At 70.3% G+C, this 24,513-nt stretch carries 28 protein-coding genes and 1 rRNA gene; 13 read left to right on the top strand and 16 right to left on the bottom strand.

Annotated features, from left to right (window positions below; genetic code table 11):
• Positions 1 to 6: 6 nt before the first annotated feature.
• Positions 7 to 123: ribosomal RNA gene (rrf, locus tag KUA19_RS41305) — 5S ribosomal RNA — on the top strand.
• Positions 124 to 353: 230 nt separating this feature from the next.
• Entirely contained in the window at positions 354 to 857 is a 504-nt protein-coding gene (locus KUA19_RS41300) for a hypothetical protein (RefSeq protein ID WP_217405369.1), read from the top strand.
• On the opposite strand, the gene KUA19_RS41295 is transcribed toward KUA19_RS41300, so the two are convergent.
• A complete protein-coding gene (locus tag KUA19_RS41295; protein WP_217405367.1) occupies positions 836 to 2,056 on the bottom strand; it encodes an erythromycin esterase family protein in 1,221 nt (406 codons plus the stop codon). The two genes, KUA19_RS41300 and KUA19_RS41295, sit on opposite strands and share 22 nt — an antisense overlap.
• 59 nt (positions 2,057 to 2,115) lie before the next feature.
• On the opposite strand from KUA19_RS41295, the gene KUA19_RS41290 reads away from it, so the two are divergent.
• The 4 genes from KUA19_RS41290 (at position 2,116) to KUA19_RS41275 (ending at position 5,114) form a co-directional block, all read left to right on the top strand.
• Positions 2,116 to 2,841, top strand: coding sequence for a TioE family transcriptional regulator (locus tag KUA19_RS41290; protein WP_217405365.1), 726 nt, complete (start codon positions 2,116 to 2,118; stop codon positions 2,839 to 2,841).
• 328 nt (positions 2,842 to 3,169) lie between these two features.
• Positions 3,170 to 3,907 (top strand): class I SAM-dependent methyltransferase, encoded by a 738-nt coding sequence (locus tag KUA19_RS41285; RefSeq protein WP_217405363.1) that lies wholly within the window; start codon positions 3,170 to 3,172, stop codon positions 3,905 to 3,907.
• Positions 3,891 to 4,502: a phosphoribosyltransferase gene (locus KUA19_RS41280; RefSeq protein ID WP_217405361.1), complete on the top strand. Its 612-nt coding sequence runs from the start codon at positions 3,891 to 3,893 to the stop codon at positions 4,500 to 4,502. The genes KUA19_RS41285 and KUA19_RS41280 overlap by 17 nt, the downstream gene beginning before the upstream one ends.
• Positions 4,503 to 5,114 carry a histidine phosphatase family protein gene (locus KUA19_RS41275; protein ID WP_217405360.1) on the top strand — a complete coding sequence of 204 codons (612 nt, stop codon included), beginning with the start codon at positions 4,503 to 4,505 and terminating at the stop codon, positions 5,112 to 5,114.
• A 62-nt stretch (positions 5,115 to 5,176) separates the two neighbouring features.
• Here the strand turns inward: KUA19_RS41275 and KUA19_RS41270 are convergent, their stop codons facing one another.
• The 9 genes from KUA19_RS41270 to KUA19_RS41230 all read right to left on the bottom strand — a co-directional run bounded on the left by KUA19_RS41270 (position 5,177) and on the right by KUA19_RS41230 (position 13,897).
• Positions 5,177 to 6,187 (bottom strand): glycosyltransferase family 2 protein, encoded by a 1,011-nt coding sequence (locus tag KUA19_RS41270; RefSeq protein WP_217405358.1) that lies wholly within the window; start codon positions 6,185 to 6,187, stop codon positions 5,177 to 5,179.
• The gene (locus KUA19_RS41265; RefSeq protein ID WP_217405356.1) at positions 6,181 to 7,584 is read right to left on the bottom strand and encodes a cytochrome P450; all 1,404 of its coding nucleotides are present in this window, start codon (positions 7,582 to 7,584) and stop codon (positions 6,181 to 6,183) included. The genes KUA19_RS41270 and KUA19_RS41265 overlap by 7 nt, the downstream gene beginning before the upstream one ends.
• Positions 7,581 to 8,678: a hypothetical protein gene (locus tag KUA19_RS41260; RefSeq protein WP_217405354.1), complete on the bottom strand. Its 1,098-nt coding sequence runs from the start codon at positions 8,676 to 8,678 to the stop codon at positions 7,581 to 7,583. The genes KUA19_RS41265 and KUA19_RS41260 overlap by 4 nt, the downstream gene beginning before the upstream one ends.
• Entirely contained in the window at positions 8,665 to 9,888 is a 1,224-nt protein-coding gene (locus KUA19_RS41255) for a glycosyltransferase (protein WP_217405352.1), read from the bottom strand. Before KUA19_RS41255 ends, KUA19_RS41260 begins: the two co-directional genes overlap by 14 nt.
• Positions 9,885 to 11,111, bottom strand: a complete 1,227-nt coding sequence (locus KUA19_RS41250) for an MFS transporter (RefSeq protein WP_217405350.1) — start codon at positions 11,109 to 11,111, stop codon at positions 9,885 to 9,887. The genes KUA19_RS41255 and KUA19_RS41250 overlap by 4 nt, the downstream gene beginning before the upstream one ends.
• Before the next feature lie 3 nt (positions 11,112 to 11,114).
• On the bottom strand, positions 11,115 to 11,738 hold the full coding sequence (locus KUA19_RS41245; protein ID WP_217405349.1) for a flavodoxin family protein: 624 nt from the start codon (positions 11,736 to 11,738) through the stop codon (positions 11,115 to 11,117).
• A 198-nt stretch (positions 11,739 to 11,936) separates the two neighbouring features.
• The gene (locus tag KUA19_RS41240; protein ID WP_217405347.1) at positions 11,937 to 12,788 is read right to left on the bottom strand and encodes a 5-oxoprolinase subunit C family protein; all 852 of its coding nucleotides are present in this window, start codon (positions 12,786 to 12,788) and stop codon (positions 11,937 to 11,939) included.
• Positions 12,785 to 13,408 (bottom strand): 5-oxoprolinase subunit B family protein, encoded by a 624-nt coding sequence (locus tag KUA19_RS41235; protein ID WP_217405345.1) that lies wholly within the window; start codon positions 13,406 to 13,408, stop codon positions 12,785 to 12,787. Before KUA19_RS41235 ends, KUA19_RS41240 begins: the two co-directional genes overlap by 4 nt.
• Before the next feature lie 114 nt (positions 13,409 to 13,522).
• The gene (locus KUA19_RS41230) at positions 13,523 to 13,897 is read right to left on the bottom strand and encodes a nuclear transport factor 2 family protein (RefSeq protein ID WP_217405343.1); all 375 of its coding nucleotides are present in this window, start codon (positions 13,895 to 13,897) and stop codon (positions 13,523 to 13,525) included.
• A gap of 87 nt (positions 13,898 to 13,984) precedes the next feature.
• Here KUA19_RS41230 and KUA19_RS41225 point away from each other — a divergent pair, with 87 nt between their 5' ends.
• A complete protein-coding gene (locus KUA19_RS41225; RefSeq protein WP_217405341.1) occupies positions 13,985 to 14,815 on the top strand; it encodes a helix-turn-helix domain-containing protein in 831 nt (276 codons plus the stop codon).
• Between the two features lie 65 nt (positions 14,816 to 14,880).
• On the opposite strand, the gene KUA19_RS41220 is transcribed toward KUA19_RS41225, so the two are convergent.
• Positions 14,881 to 15,459, bottom strand: coding sequence for a TetR/AcrR family transcriptional regulator (locus KUA19_RS41220; RefSeq protein WP_308167942.1), 579 nt, complete (start codon positions 15,457 to 15,459; stop codon positions 14,881 to 14,883).
• A 38-nt stretch (positions 15,460 to 15,497) separates the two neighbouring features.
• On the opposite strand from KUA19_RS41220, the gene KUA19_RS41215 reads away from it, so the two are divergent.
• Positions 15,498 to 15,647, top strand: a complete 150-nt coding sequence (locus KUA19_RS41215) for an SDR family oxidoreductase (RefSeq protein ID WP_217405339.1) — start codon at positions 15,498 to 15,500, stop codon at positions 15,645 to 15,647.
• A 39-nt stretch (positions 15,648 to 15,686) separates the two neighbouring features.
• Here the strand turns inward: KUA19_RS41215 and KUA19_RS41210 are convergent, their stop codons facing one another.
• Genes KUA19_RS41210 through KUA19_RS41200 form a run of 3 tightly spaced genes read right to left on the bottom strand, consistent with a single transcriptional unit; the run spans position 15,687 to position 17,793 of the window.
• Entirely contained in the window at positions 15,687 to 16,265 is a 579-nt protein-coding gene (locus tag KUA19_RS41210; protein ID WP_217405337.1) for a transcriptional regulator, read from the bottom strand.
• A complete protein-coding gene (locus tag KUA19_RS41205; protein ID WP_308167939.1) occupies positions 16,262 to 17,401 on the bottom strand; it encodes a PEP/pyruvate-binding domain-containing protein in 1,140 nt (379 codons plus the stop codon). The genes KUA19_RS41210 and KUA19_RS41205 overlap by 4 nt, the downstream gene beginning before the upstream one ends.
• Positions 17,398 to 17,793, bottom strand: a complete 396-nt coding sequence (locus KUA19_RS41200; protein ID WP_217405335.1) for a DNA-binding protein — start codon at positions 17,791 to 17,793, stop codon at positions 17,398 to 17,400. Before KUA19_RS41200 ends, KUA19_RS41205 begins: the two co-directional genes overlap by 4 nt.
• Positions 17,794 to 17,891: 98 nt before the next feature.
• On the opposite strand from KUA19_RS41200, the gene KUA19_RS41195 reads away from it, so the two are divergent.
• Positions 17,892 to 19,103 carry a HEAT repeat domain-containing protein gene (locus KUA19_RS41195; RefSeq protein WP_217405333.1) on the top strand — a complete coding sequence of 404 codons (1,212 nt, stop codon included), beginning with the start codon at positions 17,892 to 17,894 and terminating at the stop codon, positions 19,101 to 19,103.
• A 33-nt stretch (positions 19,104 to 19,136) separates the two neighbouring features.
• Here KUA19_RS41195 and KUA19_RS41190 read toward each other — a convergent pair whose 3' ends face one another.
• A complete protein-coding gene (locus KUA19_RS41190; protein ID WP_217405331.1) occupies positions 19,137 to 19,643 on the bottom strand; it encodes a GNAT family N-acetyltransferase in 507 nt (168 codons plus the stop codon).
• Positions 19,644 to 19,756: 113 nt separating this feature from the next.
• On the opposite strand from KUA19_RS41190, the gene KUA19_RS41185 reads away from it, so the two are divergent.
• Positions 19,757 to 20,605 (top strand): hypothetical protein, encoded by an 849-nt coding sequence (locus tag KUA19_RS41185; protein WP_217405329.1) that lies wholly within the window; start codon positions 19,757 to 19,759, stop codon positions 20,603 to 20,605.
• A gap of 117 nt (positions 20,606 to 20,722) precedes the next feature.
• On the opposite strand, the gene KUA19_RS41180 is transcribed toward KUA19_RS41185, so the two are convergent.
• Positions 20,723 to 21,322, bottom strand: a complete 600-nt coding sequence (locus KUA19_RS41180) for an NADPH-dependent FMN reductase (RefSeq protein ID WP_217405327.1) — start codon at positions 21,320 to 21,322, stop codon at positions 20,723 to 20,725.
• Between the two features lie 101 nt (positions 21,323 to 21,423).
• Here KUA19_RS41180 and KUA19_RS41175 point away from each other — a divergent pair, with 101 nt between their 5' ends.
• The 3 genes from KUA19_RS41175 (at position 21,424) to KUA19_RS41165 (ending at position 24,432) form a co-directional block, all read left to right on the top strand.
• On the top strand, positions 21,424 to 22,272 hold the full coding sequence (locus KUA19_RS41175) for a helix-turn-helix domain-containing protein (RefSeq protein ID WP_217405325.1): 849 nt from the start codon (positions 21,424 to 21,426) through the stop codon (positions 22,270 to 22,272).
• 261 nt (positions 22,273 to 22,533) lie between these two features.
• A complete protein-coding gene (locus KUA19_RS41170; protein ID WP_217405323.1) occupies positions 22,534 to 23,616 on the top strand; it encodes a glycoside hydrolase family 19 protein in 1,083 nt (360 codons plus the stop codon).
• Between the two features lie 150 nt (positions 23,617 to 23,766).
• Entirely contained in the window at positions 23,767 to 24,432 is a 666-nt protein-coding gene (locus KUA19_RS41165; protein ID WP_217405321.1) for a DUF6308 family protein, read from the top strand.
• Positions 24,433 to 24,513 lie beyond the last annotated feature (81 nt).

Raw genomic sequence — 24,513 nt, 5'->3', positions numbered from 1 at the left:
TAGTGTTACGGCGGCCATGGCGGAGGGGAAACGCCCGGCAACATTCCGAACCCGGAAGCTAAGCCCTCCAGCGCCGATGGTACTGCAACGGGGACGTTGTGGGAGAGTAGGACGCCGCCGGACAAACATCGCTGTTCAAGGCCCACCCCTTTCCGGGGTGGGCCTTGACGCGTTTCCAGGGCACACACCACGACCACGACCTGACCCGCCGGTCGGTCATGGACTTGTGGGCGTGTTCGACGGCGTGTCCCCACCCCACCACCGTGATCGACTCGGACCTGCACGCCACCGGCAGCGGTACCGCCGGTTCTGGCTTCAGTCGACCTGTCGGCCGGGTCGCCTATGATGCGCCGATGTCGCGAAAGAGCTTTTACGAACTTGCCTTCGGGGTGGGCTCGGGCGGGGCCCGCAAATGCACCCACTACCTTCGCGGCAGCCTCGCCGAGATCAAGTCCGACCTGGCCGCCGAACTCGCCGAGGAGATCAACCTCTACCTGCTGTGCTGGTACGGCGCCGACCTGACGCTGCAGGTGTACCAGCACGGTGCCCAGGCCGCCTCGATCGACCTGCACCCGTTCGTCACCATCTCGGTCGAGGGCTATCCGACCATCACATTCGCGGGCCCGCGCCAGCCGCTCGGCTACGACTTCGATGCTGACGACGACGCCGAGAACGAAGAGGAGACCCTCTCCCACCGCATGTTCTGCGGTGAACTCGGCGACACCGTCAGCGTCGATGTGGCCTGGGACCGCATATCGGTGCCACCACTGGCCGGGGCAGTCCTGACCGCCGACGACGTATTGGACGCCGACGTCCATCACAGTTGCGCCTACGGCTACTCCGATTGCGAGATCTGACCCGGCGCCGGGCAGTCCTTGACGAAGAACAGCGCGTCGATGTCCGACAGGTGGGCCGGGTCCAGCGGGGCGTAGCCGAACCAGGGTGAGATCCGCGGCGCGGGCACCTGCTCGCCGAGGATGGCGCTCAGCCGCCGCGTGTCCACTATGCACCGGTCCTCGGGCAGGGCGTACAGCTGGCCCTCGAGGGTGTCCGGGGGCGGGGTGTCCACTCCGTGGTGTCGGATCGTGCCGAGGGCGGTGGCCGCGAAGGCGTACCCCTGACCGAGGTGGGAGCCGGCGATGGCGCCGGCGCTCCACCATTGCAGTGGCATGTCGCCCAGGCGCGTGCTGCTCTGCTCCCGCTGCAGATGCGAGTTGTGCGCGAAGGCCAGCGCCGGTCCGTTCGCGGCGGTGGCGAGCAGGTTGCCGGCCATCATCGTTGCGCGTGCGCCCAGCAGCTGCGGCAGGCGGCCGGGTGACGTGTCGGCCAGCCAGAAGTGGTATCGCAGCAGCCCGGTGGCAGTGCGTGCGAACAGGCGCGCCCGGTCGAGCTCGTCCGGGGTGGACACCGCGGCCAGGTGCGGCAGCTGCGTGTCGAGCAGGGCGACCAGATCGTCGGCGAGCAGCCGCAGCTGTCTGGCCTCGGGGGTCTGTCCCACCGACCGCGCCGGGTCCCGCAGCGATTCGGGGTGGCCCCACGGGTCGTCGGCGCCGAGTAGGCGGTCGAGCGTCTCCGGTGTGCAGGGGAGCAGCTCGATGTCGACGCGGGCTGACAAATAGGCGTGGAGTGCGGTGAGCGCCTGCCGGGGGCTCGCGGCGCCGGTCATCTCCAGCGGGCCGTCGAAGCCGGCGAAGCGCAGCTGCTCGGAGCGGGGGCGGCCGTCGTTGTAGGCGCGCATCCACCGTACGAGTTCGCGGTTGGCGGCGGAGGCGCCGAATCCGTGGCTGAAACCGTGCGCCATCACGTCGTCGAGGGTGCCGGCGCCCATGGTGAGGTAGTCGTCCACAAGCAGGCCCATCATGCAGTCGCTCTCGATGGTGATGGTCCGGTAGCCGTGCTCGACGAGCTGCCGGAAGAGGTCGTTTCGCACCTCGAGCAGCACGTCCTCGCCATGGGTGGGCTCGCCGAGGGCGAGCAGTCGCGGCTGGGCGGGCAGCAGCCCCAGGAGGGTTTCGGCGGCGACTGGACGGGCGGCGTCTTTGATCGCGGTGTTCATTGCTTCAACGGTATCGTTGAACCGATGGTTGAAACTTCTCCGCTGCTTTAGGTGCATCTGTGCTGCGAAACCCTCAATCCTCCGGTCGCCTCAGGCCGATCGACCTGGCCCGTGCGCATGCGCTGTCCACACAGGCGGTCCGCAACTATGAAGAGGCCGGGATTCTGCCGGAGGCGGAGCGCAGCGAGTACGGGTACCGCGGCTACACGCCGCTGCACGCGTCGGCGTTGCGGGCGTTCCTCGCCCTGGTTCCCGGCCACGGCCACCAGGCGGCCACGTCGATCATGCAGGCGGTGAACCGGGACGCGATCGAGGACGCGTTGGAACTCATCGACGCCAGCCATGCCCAGCTGCGCGAGGACCGTCGTACGCTGCGGTCCGTCGAGGCGGCGCTGGCCGAGCTCAGCCCCGTGCCGCAGGAGCGCGGCGACATGTTCGTCGGTCCGCTGGCGGGAAAGCTCGGCATCCGCCCGGCCACCCTGCGCAAGTGGGAGCGGGCCGGTCTGGTGCGGCCGCGCCGTGACCGGCACACCGGCTACCGGGTCTACAGCGCGGCCGATGTACGCGACGCCCAGCTCGTCCACCAGCTCAGACGCGGCGGTTACCGGCTGGCGCAGATCGTGCCGCTGATCGCGCAGCTCCGTTCGGCCGGGGGCGTCGCACCGCTCGGCTCGATGCTGCACGACTGGCATGCGCGCCTGTCCGCCCGGGGCCGGGCCATGCTCACGGGCGCGGCCGCACTGGACGCGTACCTCGACTGCCGATGGGACCAGGCGCGGGGGTAATAGCTGAGGATCAGGTCAGGTGGTCGGGCCCACGGGCGAACCGGTGGGCCACCCGCCTGAGCGCCACGCCGATGTGTACAACCAGGTCGGCCAGCGCACAATGGAGCTCCTGGGGCGGCAGGCAGCGGAGGTGCCAGCGGTACTTTTCCGCACATGAGTCCAATTGAGCGAAGTCCGGGGACAGCCTGACCCGTCGCCCTCAACACAGGACGGAGATATATCGAGAAATAGATGATCGGCTTAGGAGGGACGGGATCGGCGGATCTAGGATTTGGTGTCGGTGAGGAGAGTGCACTCACCTGTCCCAGCGAAGGGCGGTCGGGTTCCTGTGGACTATCTCCAGCGGCTGGTCGAAGCTCGACGCGAGATGATGGATGAAGTGTGGCCCGCCGGTCGGAACTCTCACGCGCCGTGGGACGGAACGCATTATTCCTTGAAGGGCCATGCGCGCCCGGTTTCCGTGAGTCGGACCGAAGCATACTTCCTGTCCAACCTGGTCATCCTCGGAAGGCCGGACACGGTGTTCGAGATCGGGACGGGTTTCGGCTATTCGGCCGCGTGGCTCGGGATGGGTCTCGCAACGGCGGGTCATGGACGGCTCATTACGCTGGACAATTACAGCGAAGGCAGCCTTGGCGTTGATGGGCTGATTGCCGCAGAGAAGTTTCTCGGCACCATCGGCGTCGACGAATTCGTTGATCTGGCTGTAGGTTCATCGCCTGTCGATGTTCCGAAGGTGCTCGGTGAACGCTCAGTAGATATCGCATTCATCGACGCGAATCACCATGGGGAGCATCCCGTGGGTGACTACGAGTCGGTGCGTCCACTGATGTGCCGCTCTGGAGCGATCGTATTCCACGATGTCGACGACTCGCGTTACACCGTTTCGAAGGCGACGAAACGCGCCGCCGACGATGGCTGGCGGCTTGCCGCATTGCAAACGAGCTGCTTCCTGACCGTAGCATATGTTGATCCGAGATGGACGGAACTCATCGCCGAGGCATTTGATGCCGCGCGCAGGGGTGAGTTCAGTATGGTGAAGGATGCGGATGGAGCTCGCTCTTAGTTTCGTTCTCGGTATCGTTTCGAGCCTCGTCGCCACGTGGATCATCGTCATACGGCAGCGATCTCGGTTTCGACTTCGATTTCACACTATCCTGAGCCTGATTGTCGGCCTCGTGGATCGCCTTCGGCAGGATGGGTTCATGCCGGACTATATCGTAACGATCGACCGAAATAGTGGAGTCGTCGGTTCGATCTTGGCGGGCCACATTGGGCTCCGCTCGGTAGTCTCTGTCACCACAATAAACAGACGCATGCCGGACGGTTCGAGAGAGATTCATTTTGATCCGGTGTCTGCGGCATCTCTTTCGCTGCTGAGCGGTAGTAGGGCCTTGGTGCTGATCTGTTGCAATGACACGGGTACCTCGCTGGGATTCGTGGTTAACCACCTTCGTGGCCTAGGTGAGGCGGGTCCTCTGGAGATTAAGACCGCCGCCCTGTACACCTCCTATTCGCCAGCGATCATGCCGACGTACTATGGTGTCATGGTTGGGCGTGATATCAGCCGAGGTATGAACTACGTCATCTCGCGGTTGCCGTGGATGACGTCGCGCTGGGTGCATGTAATGGGGGACGAGCGACTGAAGCGGCCCAATTAGATGTCCATGGGTAGGCTGTTACTTGTCCGGCACGCCCCGACAGACGCGAACAGGGCATCTATTTATGCGGGTCGGGTTGATGACGACCTTGCCGTTGACGCGACAGACTTTGTGGAACGGACAACTGACTACCTGAGTGGAGTCGGTGTCGCGCGGATTGTCAGCAGTCCACAGCGTCGAGCTATTCTCTCGGCGAGGGGCCTCTCCACCATGCTCGGTCTAGAGCTTGAGATCGAGCATGCACTGGCCGAGATGGAGATGGGGCCGTGGACCGGGCGGACCGGCGCGGAGATCGCGCTGCAGTTTCCTCGTGAATGGAATCTCTGGCGGGAAGATCCGAGGCGGGTAGCATTCGGGCAGTTCGAAGGTTTGGCCGCTGTCGAGCGACGAGTCACTGGTTGGCTCCAGACACTATCCATGACTGTAGAGGGCAACATAGCTTGCTTTACTCACGAGACAGTCATCAAGGTGCTGCTGAGTTGGTCGCTCGGAGCCGGGTCGCGGTGTTACCGCAGTCTCATAGTCCCGAACTGCGGAGTCTCCAGTCTCGTGTGGGACGGGTCGGGGTGGCGGGTTTTTTCGGTCAACGAGTTCGCCCCGATCCTCAAGTGAAGTCTCCCAGGCACTGAACCGCCTGTGTTCCTCGAACCGGGGGCGGCCAGTACAGGCTGAGGTCAGCGGGCCGCGTACAGGGCCTCCAGTTCCTGCCGCAGCAGCGGACTGGTCTGGCCTTCGACGAGTTTGAGCAGGCGGTCGGCTTCGATGAGGCTCATCGCGTATTCCCAGCGGCGGCGGAACAGGTACGCGTCCAGGGCCCGGTGCCGACGGCAGAAGTGGTCGAGGTTGCGCAGCAGTTGGGCGCGCTGCGCCCGCTGGGCGAGCATGAGGTTCGGGTCGGCCAGCGGGTGCACCTGGTGGTAGTTGACCGCGGTGGGGCGTACCGAGAACGTCACTCCGGCATGGTGCAGCCGGTAGCTCAGGTCGGTGTCCTCCATGCCCCAGCCGGTGAACGACTCGTCGAAGCCGCCCACCTCCTTGACGGCGTCGCGACGTACCGACAGGTTCGCAGTGGTCGCCAGGGCCCAGCCGAACCGGAAGTCGGCCAGGCCTGGGCCGTACTCGTCGATGACGGCGTGGTAGTTGTCGGGCTCGTCGCCGAGTTCGGTGCGGGTGAACGCGTCCAGGGGGTCGGTGGTGACGTCGCCGGGGGCCAGGAACCGGATCGGTTCGGCCAGCCGGGCGACGTCGCCGACGCGCTGGACCAGGCGCAGCAGGTCGGTCTCGCCCAGGGGCAGGATGCCGGGCCGCCACCAGGTCAGCGCCCGCCGCTTCCAGCCGATGGTCCCGGTGCCGCCGTCGTGCGCGGCGGCGAGGTGCTCGGCGACGAAGTCGGGGTGGGCCATGCGGTCGTCGTCCAGGAACACGATCAGGTCGCCGTCGGCGTGGGCGAGCGCGGTGTTGCGGGCCGCGGCCCGGCCCCGGTTCTCCTGCGTGATCAGTCGCAGGTCGAGCCGGTCGCGAAACGGTGCGACGACGTCCTCGACCCCGCCGGCGGTGCCGTCGTCGCAGAGGACCACCTGGAATGCAGGCTGGGTCTGGGCGACCAGCGACTCGAGGGTGAGGGCGAGGTATTCGCGCTTGTCGCAGGTCGCCAAGACCAGGCTGACCGGGAGCTGTTCTACCATCCGAGCCTCCACCGCTGCTCGCCGTACAGGTCGACCATCTCGTTGAGGTCGCCGTCGACCCGGTCGCGGGCGGGCGGGACCGCGTGCGCCGGGTGTGCGACGACGGGCACCGGTCCCTTGGGCGACATCAGCAGGCCCACCTGGCGCGAGATGACGGCGCCGGGCACGGGCAGCAGCACGTGCCGACGCAGGATCGTCCCGAGCACGATCTTCATCTCGAGGTCGGCGAAGGCCGCGCCGATGCACACGTGCGGTCCGACGCCGTAGGGCAGGTATTCGTACCGGCTGGGCGTGGCCGTGTGCCAGCGCTCGGGCCGAAACCGCAGCGGCTCGGCGAACACGGCCGGGTCGCGGTGGGTCGCGTATTTGCTGGTGATGACCTGGCACCAGGCGGGGATCTCGTGGCCGCCGACGGTGGTCGGCGCGACCGCGATCCGGGCGGTGTTCGGGCCGGGCGGCAGCAGCCGCAGCGTCTCCTTGAGCACCCGGTCCAGCACGGGCGACCCGGCGCACTCCTGCGGGCTCCGTCCGTCGAGGTCGGACAGCACCTCGTTTAGTTCGGGCCGGTGCTGCGACAGCAGGAGCAGGGTCCAGGCCAGGGTGCTGGAGGAGGTCTCGTGCCCGGCGACCAGCAGCGTGGTGAGCTGGCCGACGAGCTGGTCGTCGGTGAGGCCGCGCCCGTGCTCGTCGCGGTCGGCCAGCAGCGACTGCAGCAGGTCGGAGGTCTGTCCGCCGCCGCGGCGGGCGTCGATGATGGCGGCGAGGGCGTCGTCGAGCCGCCGGATGACCCGCAGCAGCCGCCGGTACGGGGCGCCGGGCAGGTCGAACGGGAAGTAGCGGATCGAGGAGGCGAAGTAGCGCAGGGCCAGCATCTGCTGCACCATACGGCCGATCTCGTCGGCGCCGTCGGCGATGTCGACGCCGAAGAAGCACAGGCAGGCGATCCGCAGCGTGAGTCGGCGCATACTCGCGCCGAGGTCGAAGGGCTGGCCCGGGGTCCAGGAGTCGACCTCCGCGGCGGCGAGTCGGGCGATGAGGTCGGCGTGCTGTCCGATCGCCTGGGGCCGAAACGACGGGGTGACGGTGTGCCGGGCGGCCCGGTGGTCGGGGCCGTTCATGTTGAGCAGGCCGATGCCCCGGCGGGCGGCGCGGATGCGGGCCGGGATCGCGTACTCCAGGACGGTGTGGAACACGTCGCCGTCGGTGAGCACGGTGCGGTTGTGGTCGGCGCCGAACACGAAGACCTGCCGCCGGTCGCCCCGCACCAGGCCGCTGACCGGCCCGAAGTCGTGGTGCAGGCGCGCGGTGTAGCGCACCGGGTCGGCGGCGTACGCGTGCGCGTTGCCGCGCCGGCCCAGCCAGCGGTGCGGTGGCGGGCCGGGCACCACACCGGTCATTCGGAGTACCAGCCCGCGTGCGGCCGCGCCAGGTCGGCCAGCGCCCCGTGCCGCAACGCCGACATCGCCAGCCGTCCGGCCTCCGCGCGCAGCGCCTGCACGGTGGACATCGGCAGGTAGCGGCGGAACAGGCCCGGCAGCGCCGTGCCGAACGCGTCGGCGGTCAGTGCGGCCGGTTCGGTTCGCGCCGGTCCGGGCAGGGCCAGGCCCAGGCAGAAGTACGTCGTCCAGTATTCGAACAGGGTGAGCTCGCTGACGGCGTCGGTCAGCGCCGGGTCGGCTTCCTTGAGATCGGTGTAGAACCGGTCGGCCAGGTCGGCTCGGCGCAGCCCCTCGGGCAGCCGGGTGTCGGCGAACTCGCCGAGCCAGGTCGGCTCGCCCACGTCGCCGCAGTAGAACCATTCGGCGTGCACCCGCATCCACGACGCCCACGGCACCCAGACCAGGCCCTCCCCGGCGACCTCGGTGTCGAAGTCGATCCCGGCGGTAGCTGTCGCGGGGCAGGCGGAGCGGCGCAGTCCCTGGAATCCGTTGCCGGTCAGGCTGGGCTGGTCGTCGTGCTCCAGCAGGTTCGGCACGGTCACCGAGTTGCGCCGCCCGGTGCGGCGCAGGAACCCCGCCAGCGCGAGGTCGTCGGGGCCGGTCTGGTCGGCGAACTCGGCCGCGAAGTCGAGCGCCGCCCGCCGGGGCAGGACCAGGCCCTGCGACGGGGTGTACACGTCGACCGCCCGCGCCCAGGACAGGCCCTGCCACGCGGCGACGCGGACCAGGTTGGCGCTGCGCGAACCCCACTCGCAGAACAGGCTCACGGCGTCGTCGGGCCGGGCGCCCACGGCCTGACGTACCAGTCGCGCGAAGTCGGCGCACGGCAGCGCGTCGTCCTGCAGCACCAGGTGGTGGGTCGCGTCGGCGCCGATGGCGGCCCAGGCGCGCACCGCGTTGCCGAGGTTGCCGTGTCCGGGCTGGCCGGTGTCGACGACCAGGGTCGGCGCCAGCTCGGGCAGCGCGGCGGCCAGCGCTTCGGCGCGGTCGGCCCGCGCCGGGTGGGTCATGATGACGGTGGAGAGGCGGATGTCGCCGTCACGGTCGGACATGGGTGCTCCTGGTGATGCGGTGCAGCGCGACGGCCTGTTCCACGTGCTGGACCATGGCCTGCGCGCCGTCGGCGGACCTGAGGGTGGCGGCGAAGGCGGTGTGCAGACCCCGGTCGGCGGGGGTGAGCATCGACCGGATCTTCGCGGTGATGGTGTCCGCCTCGTCGTCGGGTTCGACGGTCGCGCCCAGGCCGAGGTCGGTGATGCGACCGGCGTTGCCACGCTGTTCGGCCGAGTGCGGTAGGAACACCAGGGGTGTTCCGCACAGCAGCCCTTCGATCATGGAGGAGTGTCCGCCGTGGACGATCGCGGCGGTGGCGCGGGCCATCACGTCGACCGCGTCGTGCCGGAACCCGGCGACGTCGACCTCGGCGTCACCGGCCGCCGCCCGTACCTGCGCGGCGAGGGCATCGCTGCCCTCGCCGTCGGTGCCGAGGGTGACCACCAGCCGTACGCCGAGCCCGGCCGCGGCACTCACCGCACGCAGCAGGTCCTTGTCCCCGGCGCCGCTGCCACCCAGGGTGATGTTGAGCATCGGCTCGCGTACGGCATCGGACGCCACGTCGCGTAGTTCCGCGGGCACCAGGGCGCCGACGTGCCGGATCTCGGAGACCAGGCTCCCGACCAGTGCCATCGTGTCGGCGGGGATGTCGGACAGCGGATCGAGCAGCGGCAGGTCGGGCACGAGCATCGCGTCGCCGAGCACCTTGCGGGCATGCGCCTCGGGGACTCCGAGCTGGTCCAGGGTGATCAGGACCTCGGGCAGCACAGCGTGCATGGGATGGCGGAACAGGCGCAGGTTGTGGCAGGTGACGCTGGGCAGCCCACGGATGGCGGCGGCCACCGACGCGGTGTTGCGCATGTCGCTGACGACCGCGTCGGGGGCGAAGTCGTCGATGGCGCGCAGCTCGTCGCGCAGGCAGGTCTCGACGTAGGCGGGCGCGGCCAGGCGGGTACGGGCGAACGCGCGCAGCTCGGCGACGTCGTTCATGCCGCGCCAGGCCGGTGCCGGGCCGATCTCGTCGATGCCGATCCAGGGCAGACCGGCCCGTTCGACCAGCGGCCGGACCTCCTCGTGCGAGGCGATGGCGACCTCGTGGCCGGCCAGCTGGAACCGTTGCGCGGCGGTGCGCATCCGGGTGACGTGGCCGAGGCTGGAGCGGCTGAACGCGACGAACAGCACGCGCAGGGCGGACCGGTCTGCGGTCATCGCGGCGCTTCCTCCGTAGTGAGCGTGCGTGGGGTGCGCAGCGCGACGATCAGGCTGGCCAGGGCGCAGGCGGCCAGCACGGCCAGCGCCTGCCGGGGTCCGATGAGGTCGGTGAGCCAGCCGCACAACAGGGTGCCCAGCGGCACCGAACCCCAGGCGATCATCCGGCCGACCGCGTTGACGCGGCCCTGCAGCGGCAGCGGGGTCACGATCTGGCGGACCGAGATGCCCACCACCATGAAGCAGGTGTGCACGGAGTTCCAGGCCAGCAACGCGACCAGGGCGAACGCCCAGTTCGGGGCGGCGGCGTAGGCCAGCAGCAGGACGAGGTCGGCGCCGATCAGCCACCTGGCCGTGGGCACCGGTGGCGCGGTCTTGAGGCGGCGGGCCGTGATGGCGCCGATCAGGGCTCCGGCGCCGGCGGCGGTCATGATCCAGGCCATCCGGTAGTCGTCGGTGGCCAGGCCCAGGGCCCGGGAGCTGAACACGACCAGCATTCCGTACACCGCGCCCGCGCTGACGCCGACGCCGACGTTGACGGTGGTGTAGGCGCGCAGCAGCGGTTGGTCGGCGATGAAGCGCAGTCCGGCCCAGATCGCGCCCGGCTCGCGGGTGCCCGGTTCGGCCCGGGTGGGCCGGGGCAGCCGCAGCAGCGCGATGAGCAGCGCGGACACCAGGTAGCAGCCCGCGAGCACGGCGAAGGTGGGGCCCAGGCGTAGCGCGTCGAGCAGGAAGAATCCGACCGGGGCGGCGACCGAGGTCACCAGGGTGGAGATCATCCACAGCCAGCTGTTGGCGCGGAACACGCCGGACTTGCCGACGACGGCGGGGATGGTCGCGGAGCTGGCCACCTCGAACCAGACGTACACGGTGGCGGAGACGAAGCCGACCAGGATCAGCACCAGCGGCGGGAGGCCCACGGTCGCGTCCAGCAGCGGGACCGACAGCAGGACGGCGGCGTTGGCGGTCTCCATCCACACCATGACCCGGGCGGGGGAGGAGCGGTCGACGTACGCGCCGGCCAGCATGCCGAACAGCAGGAACGGCACGACGTTGACCGCGGAGGCGACGGCGGCGGCCAGCGCCGATCCGCTGGACTGGTAGACGTACAGCGGCAGCAGCACCCACAGGATCGAGTACGCCACGGTGGAGGCGAACTTGCTGCCGACGAGCAGGGTCAGGCCGCTGCCGGCCGGGGCGTCGGCCTTCGCGATGGTGGTCACCGGTCAGCTGGTCCTTCCGACACGCCGCTCCACCTCGCCGGGCAGCGGCAGCTTCGTTCCGGACGCGATCAGCGCGGTGCCGACGTCGACGATGCGGTCGACGCTGCGGCGCAGCGCGTCCATGCCCTCGAGGTCGGACAGGACGCCCTGCTCGCCGCCGGAGTGGATGGTCACGGGAAAGCCGCTGCCCACCAGGATGAAGCGGTTGAGCAGCAGGTTGTGCAGCAGTTGGGCGTGCACGTCGAGGTGGCCGTAGCGTCGGCCGACGACGATCACGGCGCCGATGGTGTTGGTGAGCGGCCGTTCGAAGCGCAGGTGACCGACGCCGGCGCGCTCGATGAACGTCTGCATGAGCGAGGACAGTCCGAAGCCGTGGACGGGGGCGGCGAAGATGACCGCGTCGGCCTGGATCATCCGGTCGACGATCTCGCCGACGCTGTCGTCGACGGGGCAGGGATCGGGGCGGGAGTTGCAGCGTCCGCAGTCGCAGGGCACGATCCGGTGTTCGGCCAGGTTGACCATTTCGGTCGCGCAGCCGCGTCCCTGGGCGTAGGCGAGCGCCTCCTGTGCCGCCTGCCAGGTCGAGCCGCGACCGCGTTCCGACCCGTTGATAGCCAGAATTCTCATGCTCACCTGATCATCGATACGGACGCCTCCCGGGCGCTGTCATCGGCGCGCGAGCGTGTCCCGCGAACATCCTGCCGCAGCGGGGATCTTACATTTCTCACTGCCCGGCCATGGCTGTCGCACAGGTGGATGTCTCAATGTGTGGGCCGATGGGGCGTTGATCTGGGCGGAGTCGGCGCTACCGCGGTCCGGGAGTGGTCATCGCCTGCGTGCGGGGACGAAGGTCAGCCGGGTCCCGGGTCGGGCCTGGGCGATCAGCCACAGATCGTCTGGGTGTACGACGCCGACGACCGGATATCCGCCCGTGGTCGGATGGTCGGCGAGCAGGATGACCGGCAGTCCGGACGGCGGAACCTGCACGGCTCCGGAGATCATTCCTTCGCTGGGCAGTTCATCCCGGTGCGTGCGCCGCAGGGCGGGGCCGTCCAAACGCACGCCGACGCGGTTGCTCTCACCGGTGACCGTATAGGTCAGGCCGTCCAGGCTGCTGGTGAACCAGTCCGCGCGTGGCCCGGCAAGCAGCCGGACCCTCGGGTCGGCCGGAATCGCCGCCGCCGGGGCGACGTCGACGGGTGCCGGGTCGCCCTGCGGTGTGCCCAGGGGCAGTTCGGTCCCGGCGGTGAGCGGGGCGGGCCCGAGTCCGGACATGACGTCGGTGGAGCGGCTGCCGAGCACGGGCGGCACGTCCACGCCGCCGGCCACGGCGACATAGGTACGCAGTCCGCTGGCCGCCGGCCCGATCCGTAGGACCGAACCCGCGGGCAGGAACACCGGTGCGTACTGGGCCGCGGGCCGGTCGTCGACGAAGACCGGGCCGGGTGCGCCGGTGACGGCGAGCCAGCGGTCGGTGCCGCAGCTGAGGTCGACGCCGAGCAGGGTGGCTTCCAGACCGGCCCGGCTCTCGTCGTTGCCCACGAGCCGGTTGGCCAACCGGAGGCTCTGCCGGTCGGCCGCGCCCGACGGGGGGACGGCCAGGCTCGCCAGTCCTCGGCGGCCGAGGTCCTGGACCGTGGTCAGCAGGCCGGGGCGCACGATCACCAGGCCGGTCATGCGGCGGTGAACCTGACTCGGGTGCCGGGTGGCAGCAGGGCGGGCGGGTCGCGGTCGACGTTCCACAGGGCGACGTCGGTGTGGCCGAGGATGCGCCAGCCGCCGGGGGAGCGGCGGGGATACACGCTGGTGAAGCCACCTGCCAGCGCCACGCTCCCGGCCTGGACGGAGGTGCGGGGCTGTTCGAGCCGGGGCACGTGCAGGATCGGTGGCAGGCCGCTGATGTAGGCGAAGCCGGGTGCGAAGCCGCAGAACGCCACCTGGAATTCGGATCCGGTGTGTGCCTGGACGATGGCGGTCTCGGAGACCTCTTTCAGCCGGGCGATCTCGGCCAGGTCGGGGCCGCCGTAGCGGACCGGGATCTCGACGATCTCGGCGGAGTGTCGGGCCCGCGGTGTGCCCGGTCGCCAGTCGCCGAGTAGCGCGGTCACCTCGGTGTGGGTGATACCGGGTCGGTCCACGTCGAGCAGGACGGTGCGGGCGCCGGGGACGAGGTCGGTGACCAGTGCCATCGGGCCGGTGGGCGCGAGGGCGTGCAGGTGGTCGTACAGCGAGGTGGCCTCGGTGGTCGTGTCCACTTCGATCAGCCAGCCGGTCAGGCCGAACGGCAGGATTCTCATGCGGCCATGGTTCCTCGGTCGGCGATCGGTGTTCGGCAGTTTACCCCGCGGGTTGGGCGGCGATGGTCGCGGACGTCGGCCCACGCCCACCGCCGTGTCGTCTCACGGGCTGGTCTAGAACATTCCGTTCGGGGTCTCGAACGGGGCCGGGACCGGCTGCACGACGTCCCAGTGTTCGACGATCAGGCCGTCGGCCAGGCGCCAGATGTCGACGACCGCGACTTCTTCGGTGGCCGTGGTCATGCGATAGTGCATGACCACCAGGTCGTCCTCGGCGACGACCCGTTTGAGGTCGAGTTTCGCTCCGGCGACCGGCGCGTTTGCGATGTAGGCGATGAACGCGTCGCGGCCGGACGGGTTGCCCGGACTGTGCTCAAGGAAGTCCTCGTGCAGCAGGGTGCGGAGGATCTCGATGTCGCCCGCCGCGAACCGTGCGAAGCCGTGCAGGACCAGTTCCTTGTTCCGCTGTGCGGTGCCGGTGTTCTCCATGGCGCAGACGATGGCAGCCACGCGCCGGGCCGTCGATTACGTCGCGGGTAATGGCCGAGCCCACCGGTCTGTGCTCACAATCGGGGCATGACCGCCTCGGAGTCCATCGGCCACCAGTTGCGCCACTGGCGCAGGCTTCGCGGTCTCAGCCAGCTCGACCTGGCCATCCAGGCCGACGTGTCGGCGCGGCACATCAGTTTCGTCGAGACCGGGCGTACCGTTCCCAGCGCCGCCATGGTGCTGCGGCTGATGGCGCAGCTGGCGGTGCCGCTGCGGGAACGCAACCGGCTGCTCACCGCCGCCGGGCACGCCCCGGTCTACCGGGAGAGCGGCGCGACGGACCCCGATGACCAGCGGGTACGCGCCGCGCTGCGCCGTATCCTGCGGGCGCATGAGCCGTATCCGGCGGCGGCACTGGACCGGCGGTGGGACGTGCTGCTCGCCAACACCGCGTTCGACCTGCTCACCGCCGATGTGGCGGAGCACCTGCGGACGCCTCCGATCAACATGATGCGGCTGGGCCTTCACCCGCTGGGGCTCGCGGCCAGGGTAGGCAACCTCTCCGAGGTACGCGCGCACCTGTTGCCCCGCCTGGCCGTTCAAGCGGGAAACACCGGTGATCCGTTCCTCGCCGCGCTGCACGAGGAACTCGTCGGGTACGGTCCACCGGTCGAAGTGGCACCGCCGGATCCGGCGGATATCGCGCTGACGATCCGGGTCGGACATCGGGGCGTGGAGCTGCGGTTCATCACCACGATCACCACCTTCGGCACGGCGTTCGACATCGCGCTGGCCGAGGTCGCGGTCGAGACGTTCCTGCCCGCCGACGACGAGACCGCCCGGTACTGCCACGGTCTCGCCGCAGACCGGTCGGATCCAGCGGACCGGTCGGATCTACCGGTCAGCGGCGCCATGTGACGGGTAAGCACATCCAGAGCTGATACCGCGTCGCTGCTGCTCGCGGAGGTGACGATGCTGGGCTGTCAGCCGCGGGCGAGCTCGTCACCGGGCGCGGCGGCGTGCAGCACGGTGAGGGCGGCGTCGAGAGCTGCCGACAGTGGTTCCGGTGACCGGGCGGCGTGGGTCAGCAGCAGGCCGCCCTGCACGGTGGCGAAGACGGCCAGGGCCAGCCGGTCGGGGTCGGTGTCGGCGCGGAGCAGGCCGCTGTCGCGCATCCGCCGCAGCCCGGCCCGCAGGTGGTCCATCCAGCGGTTCATGTGCCCGACGACCTCGGCCGCCGCCACCGGGTCCGTGCCGGTCAGCTCGCTCACCAGGGTGCCGATGGGGCAGCCCCAGTGTGGTTGGGAGCTGTAGTGGTCCAGCAGCGCGTCGCGCCAGCCGTCCCATGCCGCCCAGGTGTCCAGGGTGTCCAGGTACGGCCGCTGTGCCTGCAGCACCCGTTCCAGCTGCAGTTCCGCGATCGCCAGGACCAGCTCGGTCTTGCCGCCGGGGAAGTAGTGGAACAGCTGGCTCTTGCTCGTCAGCGTCCCCGCGCGCACGTCGTCGAGGCTGGTGCCGCCGACGCCGCGGGCCAGCACGAGGTCCGCGGCGGCGGCGACGATCCGGGCGCGGGTGGCGGCGCCCTTGGCGGTGAGCCTGGATGCGCGGCACCCCGGCCGGACACGTCGGCCGACCGGAGGCGATCGCGGCAGCCGCCGTCTACCTGGCCAGTGACGAGTCCGCTTTCGTCCACGGCACCGTCCTCGACGTCGACGGCGGCCGCACCGGCGTGGCCGTCATCGCCGACTGAGCACCCGGGAACCCGCCGCGGCGACCTCCACCGGCTCGGCTACCGCACGATGCCGAGCGTGGCGATCAGATCCTCGTGCAATTCGAACCAGATCCGGTGGCAGGAGTCGACCTCGATGCCGGTGATCCACTCCGGGTGCTGATCGGAGCGGGTCAGCGCGGCGGTGAACCGTTCGTGGTAACCGATGAATCGGCCCAGCCGCGCGGCCAGGGACTGTTCGAGCCCACGCAGTTCCTCGGCGAGGTCGGCGAGTCGGCGCAACGTCTCGGCGGGACGGCCGGAGCTCAATTGCCACGCGGTGAACACCTGGGTGGCCTCGGCGTTGAGCGGCAGGAACCGGTCGTGGACGGCGGTGACGGTCTTCTCGGCGCCCGCCTGGTCGAGTTCGTCGCGGAGCTGGGCCGTGTTGCGCCGGTATCCGCTGCCGGTCAGCGACCAGCCGGTCAGGTCGGCGAAGGACGCCCTGGTGACCCAGCCGTATGCCTGGGCGTCGAGCAGATCCTCGCCGGTCTGGGCGGGGTCGAGCCCGAACCGGGCCGCGACGGCGGCGGTGTCGGCGAAGCCCTTGAGCCGCACCGCGTGCAGCGTCAGCAGGTCGGTGGGGGACGAATGGGTCATCGGCCGAGTCCTTCGGTGATGGTGCCGACGGTGCCGTCGACCGTGACGGGTGCGTCCTCGGTCAGGATGGTCGTCGCCTCGGCGGCGGCGACGACGGCGGGGATGCCGAACTCCCGCGCGACGATGGCCGCGTGGCAGAGGATGCCGCCGGTCTCCGTGACGACGGCGGAGGCGAGACCGAACAGCGGCGTCCAGGCCGGGTCCGTGGTCCGGCACACCAGTACATCCCCTGCCCGCAGGCGGGAGAAGTCGTCGACCGACCGGATGATCCGCGCCGGTCCCAGCGCCCGGCCGGGACTGCTCGGCACACCGGTGAGCAGCGGGCGGGTCGCGTCGTCGGCGCTCGGGGCGGTCGCGGTGCCCAGGGCGGTGATCGGGCGAGCCTGCAGCAGCCAGATCCGGCCGTCGCGTATCGCCCATTCGAGGTCCTGGGCTTGGCCGAAGAGGTCTTCGCAGGTCAGGCCGAGCAGGACGAGCTGGGCGATCTCCTCCGGAGTCAGGCAGCCGCGGCGCCGGTCGGGTCCGGGGACCGCCGAACGCACCAGCCCATGCTCGCCCAGGTCCAGCCGGGTGGCCTTGGCGCCGACGGTGAGCTGGACGGTATCGCCCATACCCGTCACGACGACTTCGTCGGGCACCACCGCGCCGGACACGACGGACTCCCCGAGGCCCCACGAGGCGTTGACCACCATTGCATAGGAACCGGTCCGCGGGTCACGGGTGAACAGCACGCCGGCGCGGTCGGCCTCGACGAGGCTCTGCACGATCACCGGCACGGTCGCCTCGTCGTCGAGGCCGAGGTGTGCCCGGTAGCCGCGTGCCCGCTCGGTCTGCGACGAGGCGGCGCAGTGCCGCAGCGCGGCGAGGACCCCGTCGAGGCCCCGGGCACCCAGCACGGTCTCGAACTGCCCGGCGAACGACGCCGTCGCCGAGTCCTCGGCCAGCCCCGACGATCGGACCGCGACCGCTCGGCCCGGGAGCCGGTCCAGGTGTGCGGCGACCACCCGGGGGTCGACGGCCGGGTCGGTGACGACGAACCCGGCCGGGACGGCAAGACCGGCGCGCAGCAGGACGCCGAGCCCGTGGGCTTTGCGGCCGTGTTCGCGGCTCGCGTCGGCGAGGGGGACGACGCTCACGCACCCGCCCTGCCGTCGAGGCGGGCGGTCACCCGGTCGTGCCGTTGCTGTGCTGCCTGGGCGGTGCGCAGGCCGAGCGGGCGGGCGACCTGAGCCCAGGTCAGGCCTTCGGCGCGGGCGACGAACAGCAGGCCCGCCTCCAGTTGGTCGAGTTCGGCGCGGGCGGCGTCCAGCAGCGTGATCGCGGCCAGGAGGTCGTCGGGCAGGTCCAACGCGTCCCGGTCGGCGACGGCCCGCCACAGCGCCTGGCGGATCAGCGTGAACGCGTCGTGCGGCTGCCCGTCGGCCAGCCACGGCAACCGGGGCAGCTCGTCGCCGCCGTGGGCGGTCAGCCGGTCCCGAGCCCAGTGTTCGGTGGCGCCCGCGGCCTGGTCGGCGGATGCTTCGTCCATCACGCCAGCCTGTCTTTCAACAATCTGTTTGTCAACAGACTGTTGAACACTGTGATCGTGTTGAATGGGCTGTCGTACGCGGATGTGAGAATGCCGCGGTGCTGGAGCGACTCGACGACATCGACTGGGCCCTGCTGACCCACGCGTACGGCCCCGCTGACGACGTGCCCGGCCAGATCCGCGACCTGGCCCGCGCGGACGATGACGTGCGCATCGGTGCCTACCAGCAGCTGTACGCCAGCATCGTGCACCAGGGCTCGCGCTACGAGGCGACCGCCTACGCGGCGCCCTTCCTGCTCGAACTGCTCGCCGACGAGGACGTCCCGGACCGGCCCGTGCTGGTGGAGATGCTGGCGGTGATGGCCATCGGGGGTGACGAGGCCTGGCTGCCGGGCACGTTCCCGGTCGCGCTCATGCGCGAGCAGGCCCACGGCGGGGACGCGGTGCGCGCCGCGGCGCCGAGGCCGGACCACCCCGACTACGACGACGAGAGCGAGTACCGCTACGTCGAAGCCCTGTCCGACGAGGACCAGCAGCGCTACTACCGGCACATCGAGCTGGCCGTCTACGACGCGGTCCGCGCCGGTGTGCCGCTGCTGCGCGAGTTGCTGCGCGCCCCCGATCCGGCGCTGCGCATCCGGGCCGCCTACACGCTGGCGTGGTTCCCCGAGGACGCGGCCGACAGCGTGCCGGCCCTGCTGGCCGCGGCGACCGACGCGCAGGACACTGCCGAGCAGGTGCGAGCGGCGGCCACCGCACTGGTCGCGGCCGGTCTGCTCGGTCATCGCCCGCCCGACCACCTGCTGGCCGCGCCCGAGCGGGTGACCCGCTGGGCGGCTGCCGTCGCCACCGCCCTGGTCGACGGCGACGACGCGCCGGACGCCGCCGTCACCGAACTGCTCGGTTGGGCGTCGGGCGCACCTCGCGACCAGATCCCGTTCCTGGACGGAAACCTGGCCGGGCTGGCGGGCCTGGTGCTGGAACGGCTGACCGGCCGCCACGCCGGGAAGGTCTTCGCGGCGTGGCTGCGCGGCATCCCGACCGTGAGCGGCAGCGATGCCCTGACGATGGTGGCGTCCGCCCTGCGGGTGGCGTTCCCGGAGCCGGTGCCCGCGGGAACCGCATACGGGCACCTGGCCGAGGACCAGCGTCGGCTGCTGACGGTGCTGGCCCGGTCGCCGCGGGCCTGGATGCTGGGCGAGCACCGGTTCGGGAACTTCAGCCTGCTGATGTCCGACTACGGGCTGTCCGGCAGTCGCGAACACCTGCGGGCGTACGTCAACGGCGAGGTGCGGTCGGCGCGAACCTGACGTGCCACGGGCCTGGGCGGCCCGCCGTACGGGTCAGCGGAGGTCCTCGGCGAGCAGGTCCATGAGCAGGCCGTCGTGCCAGGTGCCGTCAGGCCCGCGCTCGTAGCGGCGCATCACGCCCACCGGCTGGAAGCCGACCTTGGCGTAGCAGGCGATGGCCGCGGTGTTGTCCGCCGCCGGGTCGATGACCAGCCGGTGGTGGCCCAGCTCGCCGATCAGGTGCCGGGCCAGCGTGCGTACCGCGTCGGAGCCCAGGCCACGGCCGTGCACCGTGGGGTCGAGGTAGAGGTCCATGCCCGCGTGGCGGTACATGGCGTCGGTCTCCTCGTGCCACTGGATCGCGCCGACGATCCGGCCCTCGTGCTCGATCGCCAGCAGTTCCAGGTCGGGATCGGTGAGGTCGTCCGCGATCTCCGCGGCCAGGTCGTCGCCCTGCCATCGGTCACGGACCTGCGGCGTGGCCCGGATGGCGACGAGGGCGTCGACGTCGCCGGGTCCGGCCGGGCGCAGCGTCACGCGATCGCCGTGCAGCGTGGTCATGCCACCACGGTACGGCCCTATCACCGCCCGCACCGTGGTTCGGCCGCGGATTTGCGGTGCGGTTCGGCGGCCACCTACCGTATCGATACATCCATAGGCATGGAGGACTTCGCATGACTCGCCGAGTGCTGGCGCTAGCTGCTGCCCTTGCTGTGCTCCTACCGGCCGCACCCGCGTACGCGGCGGTCGCGCCCGGCGGCTTCGTCCGCACCACGGTGGCCTGCCCGGCGGGCAAGGTCGCCATCGCGGGCGGAACCCAGGTGCTGGGGGAAGGCAGCCACGACTTCCGGACGGTGCTGCAGGAGTCCTCGCCCAGCGGATCGCTGTGGCTCATCGCCCTGCGCAACAATGACGCCGCCGCGCACAGCATCGGCCTGTTCGCCGTCTGCGCCACGGCCCCGGCCGGTTACGAGGTGGTTCGGCGCGACGCGGTCGTCCCGGCGGGCGGGTTCGTGCGCACCTATGGACTGTGCCCGTCGGGCAAGGTGGCGCTGGGCGGCGGCGCGCAGGTCGTCGGCGAGGGCACCCGCGACTTCCGGACCGTAATCCAGGAGACCGGCCCCGACTCGGCACTCGGCGGCAGCCTCAAACTGTGGCGCAGCGCGGTCGGCAACAACGACACGGTGGCACACAACGTCGGCTTCTACGCCGTCTGTGCCAACGCGCCGACCGGGTACGAGATCGTCCGCCGCGATCTGACCATCGCCGCGGGCGGGTTCCTGCGCGCTGTCGCCGGCTGCCCGTCGGGCAAGCTCGTCTTCGGCGGCGGCGGGCAGATCATCGACTCCAGCGGCGCCAACTTCCGGACCGTGACGCAGGAGAGCGCACCCGGCGAGGCCACCGGCGCCGGAGTGTTCCTCACCGCGATGCGGAACAACGGTGCGGCGAGCCGCACGCTCGCCCTCTACGCGGTCTGCGGCACATCGTCGAGTGGGTACCAGATCGTCCAGCGCAGCCTGTGAGCATCGCGGCTCGCCTCGGCGGCGAAGTCTGCCGAGGCGAGCACGCGACTCCGGCTCTGCCGGGTCCCGGTGTGCGGCCGCCCGCTGCCGTGCCGCCCTACGGGCCGCCGGTCGTTCTCATCCCGGATAGGGCGCCGCCGCACGGGCCGCACTCAGCGCGTGCGACCACCAGGACAGCTGGTCCAACAGCGACTTGGCGTGTCCCGTGGCGTCGTCGGACAGCGGACGGCCGTCCTGCCATGCGGTGAAGTAGTTCGCGAACGCCAAGCTCTCGCCGACGGTCACCGCATGCAACTCCGTCAGCACGTTCTGCAGGTGCAGCACCGCGTGCCGACCGCCCGACGCGCCGCCGTAGCTGACGAACGCCACCGGCTTGGCCTGCCACTGGGTGAAGTGCCAGTCGATGGCGGCCTTCACCGAGGCGGGATAGCTGTGGTTGTACTCCGGCGTGACCACGACGAACGCGTCGGCGCGCGCCAGTGCTGTGGTCAGGGCACCCATGCCCACGGGGCGGGGGTAGTCCGCCCCGGCCAGCTTCGGCGGCATGGCGGGCAGCCCGAGCGGCAGGTCGACGTCGGCCAGGTCGACGACCTCGACGTCGAAGCCGTTGTGCTGCCGGGCCTGCTCGGCGACCCATGAGGCGATCGTGGGGCCGAATCGGCCCTCCCGCACACTGCCGACGATGATCGCGAGCCGCTGTTTGATCGTGTTGTCCATGACCACAACGATCGGTCCGTGCCACGGTCGTAACCAGACCGCGCTCAGGCTGGCCCTGGCAGGGCCAGGCTGCCGCCACCGTGCCCCCATAGACTTCCGGCATGGGTACACCGCTGGGGGACTTCATCCGCGCGACCCGGGACAGCATCCAACCCGCACAGTTGGGGCTGCCCGAGCTTGGCCGTCGGCGGGCACCTGGGCTGCGTCGGTCGGACCTGGCCGCACGAGCCGGTATCAGCGTGGAGTACCTGACCCGGATCGAACAGGGCCGCGACCGTCACCCTTCCGCCGCCATCGTCAACGCGATCGCCGACGCGCTCAGCCTCGGCATGGCGGACCGCACCCACCTGCACTACCTCGCGAAGATCAGTGGTGGGGCCTGCGCGGGCCGGAGCGGCGGCGCGCCACCGAGCCGGGAGGTGCGCGAAGGTGCCGTGGCGACCCTGCGACTGCTGGAACCGGGGATCGCCATGCTGACCAACCGGATCGGCGACGTGCTCACCCACACCAGCGGCTTCGCGGCGGTGCACCGCGGCAGCGGCCTGCTCGACGAGGCAGAGCCGAACCTCACCCGGTATGTCTTCACCGATCCGCGTGCCCGCTCGTTCTTCCCGGACTGGCACATCGTCGCCGACGAGCAGGCATTCGACCTGTGGACCGGGCCTTCCCGCGAGGCGTCCGAATGGCTGTCGGCGACGCTGGCCCCCCTCGCGGGCCCGGAGTTCACCCGTCGCCTCAACCTCCACAAACACCCGCCGCGAGCAGCCCTGCGGATCAGCCACCCGTCAGGTCCGGAGCTGCGGCTGCTACGCGAGTCGCTGGAGCTGACCGCCGACGCCCAGCAGGTGGTGGTGTTCCACCCCGCCGACGCCGCGACCACTGAGGCGCTCGTGCGACTGCGCGGCGGTGTCGAAGACGACCGGCGGCGTCCGCTGCGGCTCGTGGCGTAGCGGGTCGACACCGGCAGGCGCTGCTGGGTGGCAACGCGGTCGGCCCGCAGGAGCGGACGGCCGAAGTCGCCCAGACGCACGCGCTGCCGACCTTGCGATCGTCGCCGTACCCACTGGCATCGGTCGCTTCCCCGGGCCTCATCGCGGCGGTCATGATCGTTCATTTATTATTAGGAAACTTTCCATACAGATGTTACGCTGACGCGCATCGATGGACGGCCGACCCGTCCCGGCCGTCCTCTCCTCGAGAGGAGTGAGCACATGCGGAGAATGCGTGCCCTGCTGGCAGCTCTGGCCCTGGCGGTCGCGGGTGGACTGATCGCGATCATCCCCACCACGGCGGCGTCCGCCGCCGCCTGCGCGACCCCGTGGCAGTCGTCAGCCGTCTACACCGGCGGCATGCAGGTGTCCTACAGCGGTCGCAACTACCAGGCCAAATGGTGGACACAGAACGAGGCGCCACCCGGCACCTCCGGCGTCTGGCAGGACCTCGGGTCGTGCGGCGGCAGCACGCCGCCGTCGCAGCCGCCCGGCACCTGCAACTACCCGAACTGGGTTGCGGGCACCTGGTACACCACCGGCAACGTCGTGCGCTACACCAACGGTCTGTACTACATCGCCGAGCACGACAACCCGGGCTACGACCCCATCATCAGCACCTGGTACTGGGACCCGTACACCTGCGGCGGCCAGCCGCCGGCCAGCAGCCCGCCCACCAACCCCGGCGGGTTCGTCGTCAGCGAAGCCCAGTTCAACCAGATGTTCCCGGGCCGCAACTCGTTCTACACGTACTCCGGCCTGGTCGCCGCGCTGAGCGCCTACCCGGCGTTCACGGGGACCGGCAGCGACACCGTGCGCAAGCAGGAGGCCGCCGCGTTCCTGGCCAATGTGAACCACGAGACCGGCGGGCTGGTCTACATCGTCGAACAGAACACCGCCAACTACCCGCACTACTGCGACACGAGCCAGTCCTATGGCTGCCCGGCCGGGCAGGCTGCCTACTACGGCCGCGGTCCGATCCAGCTCAGCTGGAACTTCAACTACAACGCCGCGGGCAACGCCCTGGGCCTGCCGCTGCTCACCAACCCCTGGCTGGTGCAGAACGACGCCTCGGTCGCCTGGAAGACCGGCATCTGGTACTGGATGACCCAGAACGGCCCCGGCACCATGACCTCGCACAACGCGATGGTCAACGGCGCGGGCTTCGGTGAGACGATCCGTAGCATCAACGGCTCGCTGGAGTGCAACGGCGGCAACCCCGCCCAGGTCCAGAGCCGAGTCAACGCCTACCAGCAGTTCGTCAACATCCTCGGCGTGCCCGCCGGGAACAACCTGTACTGCTGATCCGAATCGGCCGCGATCCCGCCCCGGACTCCGGCGGGGTCGCGGCCCCGGGCGGCGACCCCGCCGGACGCGGTTGTCGCCCGCGTCGGCAGGTCGGCTGACCGGCGCCGGGGCCCCGGGCAGCCAGCCGCGCCGACTATCGTCGTCGGCATGCTGTCTGACCCCGTCGTCGACGAGTTGACGACGAAACATGGGTGGTCAGGTCCGGCCGGTCCGGAGGTCGTGGGCGCTGTCGAGGCGGCTCGTCGGCTCTCGGCGGACACGGCGACAGCGGCGCACAAGCTGCGGACCTACTACGACGTGGCGGGCGACTACGCCGGTCGCGCCTTTCTCGACCTCGCGCCGAACGAGCGGACCGAGTTCAGCCCGGCCGACCTGCTTGCCGTCACCCTCCTGAACGTCGTCGCCACCCCGCGGGGTGTGCGCGACATCCTCGGTTCCCGGGCGGAGCTGTCCGCACTGCTCGCGGCCGTGCCGGGAGAGGACCTCGCGGGCGCGGGCGTCGCGACGCTGCGCGCTGCCAGCACCCTGTATCTGCGGGTGAAGGCGCTGCTCGGGGAGAACCCGTGGGTGGTCGCGAGCAAGCTGTGCGCGCGCAAGCGGCCAGAGCTGATTCCGGTTCGGGACGGCGAGATCGTCAAGGTGCTCGGCCTGACGAACCGGTCGCACCGCACGGACTGGATCGTCCTGCGCTGCCTCGTCCGCGACGAGCAGATCCGGTCCAACCTCGACCTCGCCGCCGGGCGGGCCGAGGTTTCGGACATACCGCTCCTGCGGCTGCTCGACACCTTGCTGTGGATGAGTCGGAGTGACTGACCGAGCCACACCTGCGCGGTGGACGGACCACGATGTCGTGCCGATGCCAGGATCCGCCGCTGTGGGTGCGCTGCCAGAACG

Origin of the sequence: Catellatospora tritici (assembly GCF_019083965.1) — a bacterium.
GTDB classification, from domain to species: domain Bacteria; phylum Actinomycetota; class Actinomycetes; order Mycobacteriales; family Micromonosporaceae; genus Catellatospora; species Catellatospora tritici.
This window is presented reverse-complemented; position numbering and strand designations above follow the sequence as displayed.

Excerpts from the sequence above, each read along its gene's own strand:
- KUA19_RS41300 (WP_217405369.1), top strand. The coding sequence starts at position 354 with ATGTCGCGAAAGAGCTTTTACGAACTTGCCTTCGGGGTGGGCTCGGGC.
- KUA19_RS41295 (WP_217405367.1), bottom strand. The coding sequence starts at position 2,056 with ATGAACACCGCGATCAAAGACGCCGCCCGTCCAGTCGCCGCCGAAACC.
- KUA19_RS41280 (WP_217405361.1), top strand. The coding sequence starts at position 3,891 with ATGGAGCTCGCTCTTAGTTTCGTTCTCGGTATCGTTTCGAGCCTCGTC.
- KUA19_RS41275 (WP_217405360.1), top strand. The coding sequence starts at position 4,503 with ATGTCCATGGGTAGGCTGTTACTTGTCCGGCACGCCCCGACAGACGCG.
- KUA19_RS41270 (WP_217405358.1), bottom strand. The coding sequence starts at position 6,187 with ATGGTAGAACAGCTCCCGGTCAGCCTGGTCTTGGCGACCTGCGACAAG.
- KUA19_RS41265 (WP_217405356.1), bottom strand. The coding sequence starts at position 7,584 with ATGACCGGTGTGGTGCCCGGCCCGCCACCGCACCGCTGGCTGGGCCGG.
- KUA19_RS41260 (WP_217405354.1), bottom strand. The coding sequence starts at position 8,678 with ATGTCCGACCGTGACGGCGACATCCGCCTCTCCACCGTCATCATGACC.
- KUA19_RS41255 (WP_217405352.1), bottom strand. The coding sequence starts at position 9,888 with ATGACCGCAGACCGGTCCGCCCTGCGCGTGCTGTTCGTCGCGTTCAGC.
- KUA19_RS41245 (WP_217405349.1), bottom strand. The coding sequence starts at position 11,738 with ATGAGAATTCTGGCTATCAACGGGTCGGAACGCGGTCGCGGCTCGACC.
- KUA19_RS41240 (WP_217405347.1), bottom strand. The coding sequence starts at position 12,788 with ATGACCGGCCTGGTGATCGTGCGCCCCGGCCTGCTGACCACGGTCCAG.
- KUA19_RS41235 (WP_217405345.1), bottom strand. The coding sequence starts at position 13,408 with ATGAGAATCCTGCCGTTCGGCCTGACCGGCTGGCTGATCGAAGTGGAC.
- KUA19_RS41230 (WP_217405343.1), bottom strand. The coding sequence starts at position 13,897 with ATGGAGAACACCGGCACCGCACAGCGGAACAAGGAACTGGTCCTGCAC.
- KUA19_RS41225 (WP_217405341.1), top strand. The coding sequence starts at position 13,985 with ATGACCGCCTCGGAGTCCATCGGCCACCAGTTGCGCCACTGGCGCAGG.
- KUA19_RS41215 (WP_217405339.1), top strand. The coding sequence starts at position 15,498 with ATGCGCGGCACCCCGGCCGGACACGTCGGCCGACCGGAGGCGATCGCG.
- KUA19_RS41210 (WP_217405337.1), bottom strand. The coding sequence starts at position 16,265 with ATGACCCATTCGTCCCCCACCGACCTGCTGACGCTGCACGCGGTGCGG.
- KUA19_RS41200 (WP_217405335.1), bottom strand. The coding sequence starts at position 17,793 with ATGGACGAAGCATCCGCCGACCAGGCCGCGGGCGCCACCGAACACTGG.
- KUA19_RS41190 (WP_217405331.1), bottom strand. The coding sequence starts at position 19,643 with ATGACCACGCTGCACGGCGATCGCGTGACGCTGCGCCCGGCCGGACCC.
- KUA19_RS41185 (WP_217405329.1), top strand. The coding sequence starts at position 19,757 with ATGACTCGCCGAGTGCTGGCGCTAGCTGCTGCCCTTGCTGTGCTCCTA.
- KUA19_RS41180 (WP_217405327.1), bottom strand. The coding sequence starts at position 21,322 with ATGGACAACACGATCAAACAGCGGCTCGCGATCATCGTCGGCAGTGTG.
- KUA19_RS41175 (WP_217405325.1), top strand. The coding sequence starts at position 21,424 with ATGGGTACACCGCTGGGGGACTTCATCCGCGCGACCCGGGACAGCATC.
- KUA19_RS41170 (WP_217405323.1), top strand. The coding sequence starts at position 22,534 with ATGCGGAGAATGCGTGCCCTGCTGGCAGCTCTGGCCCTGGCGGTCGCG.
- KUA19_RS41165 (WP_217405321.1), top strand. The coding sequence starts at position 23,767 with ATGCTGTCTGACCCCGTCGTCGACGAGTTGACGACGAAACATGGGTGG.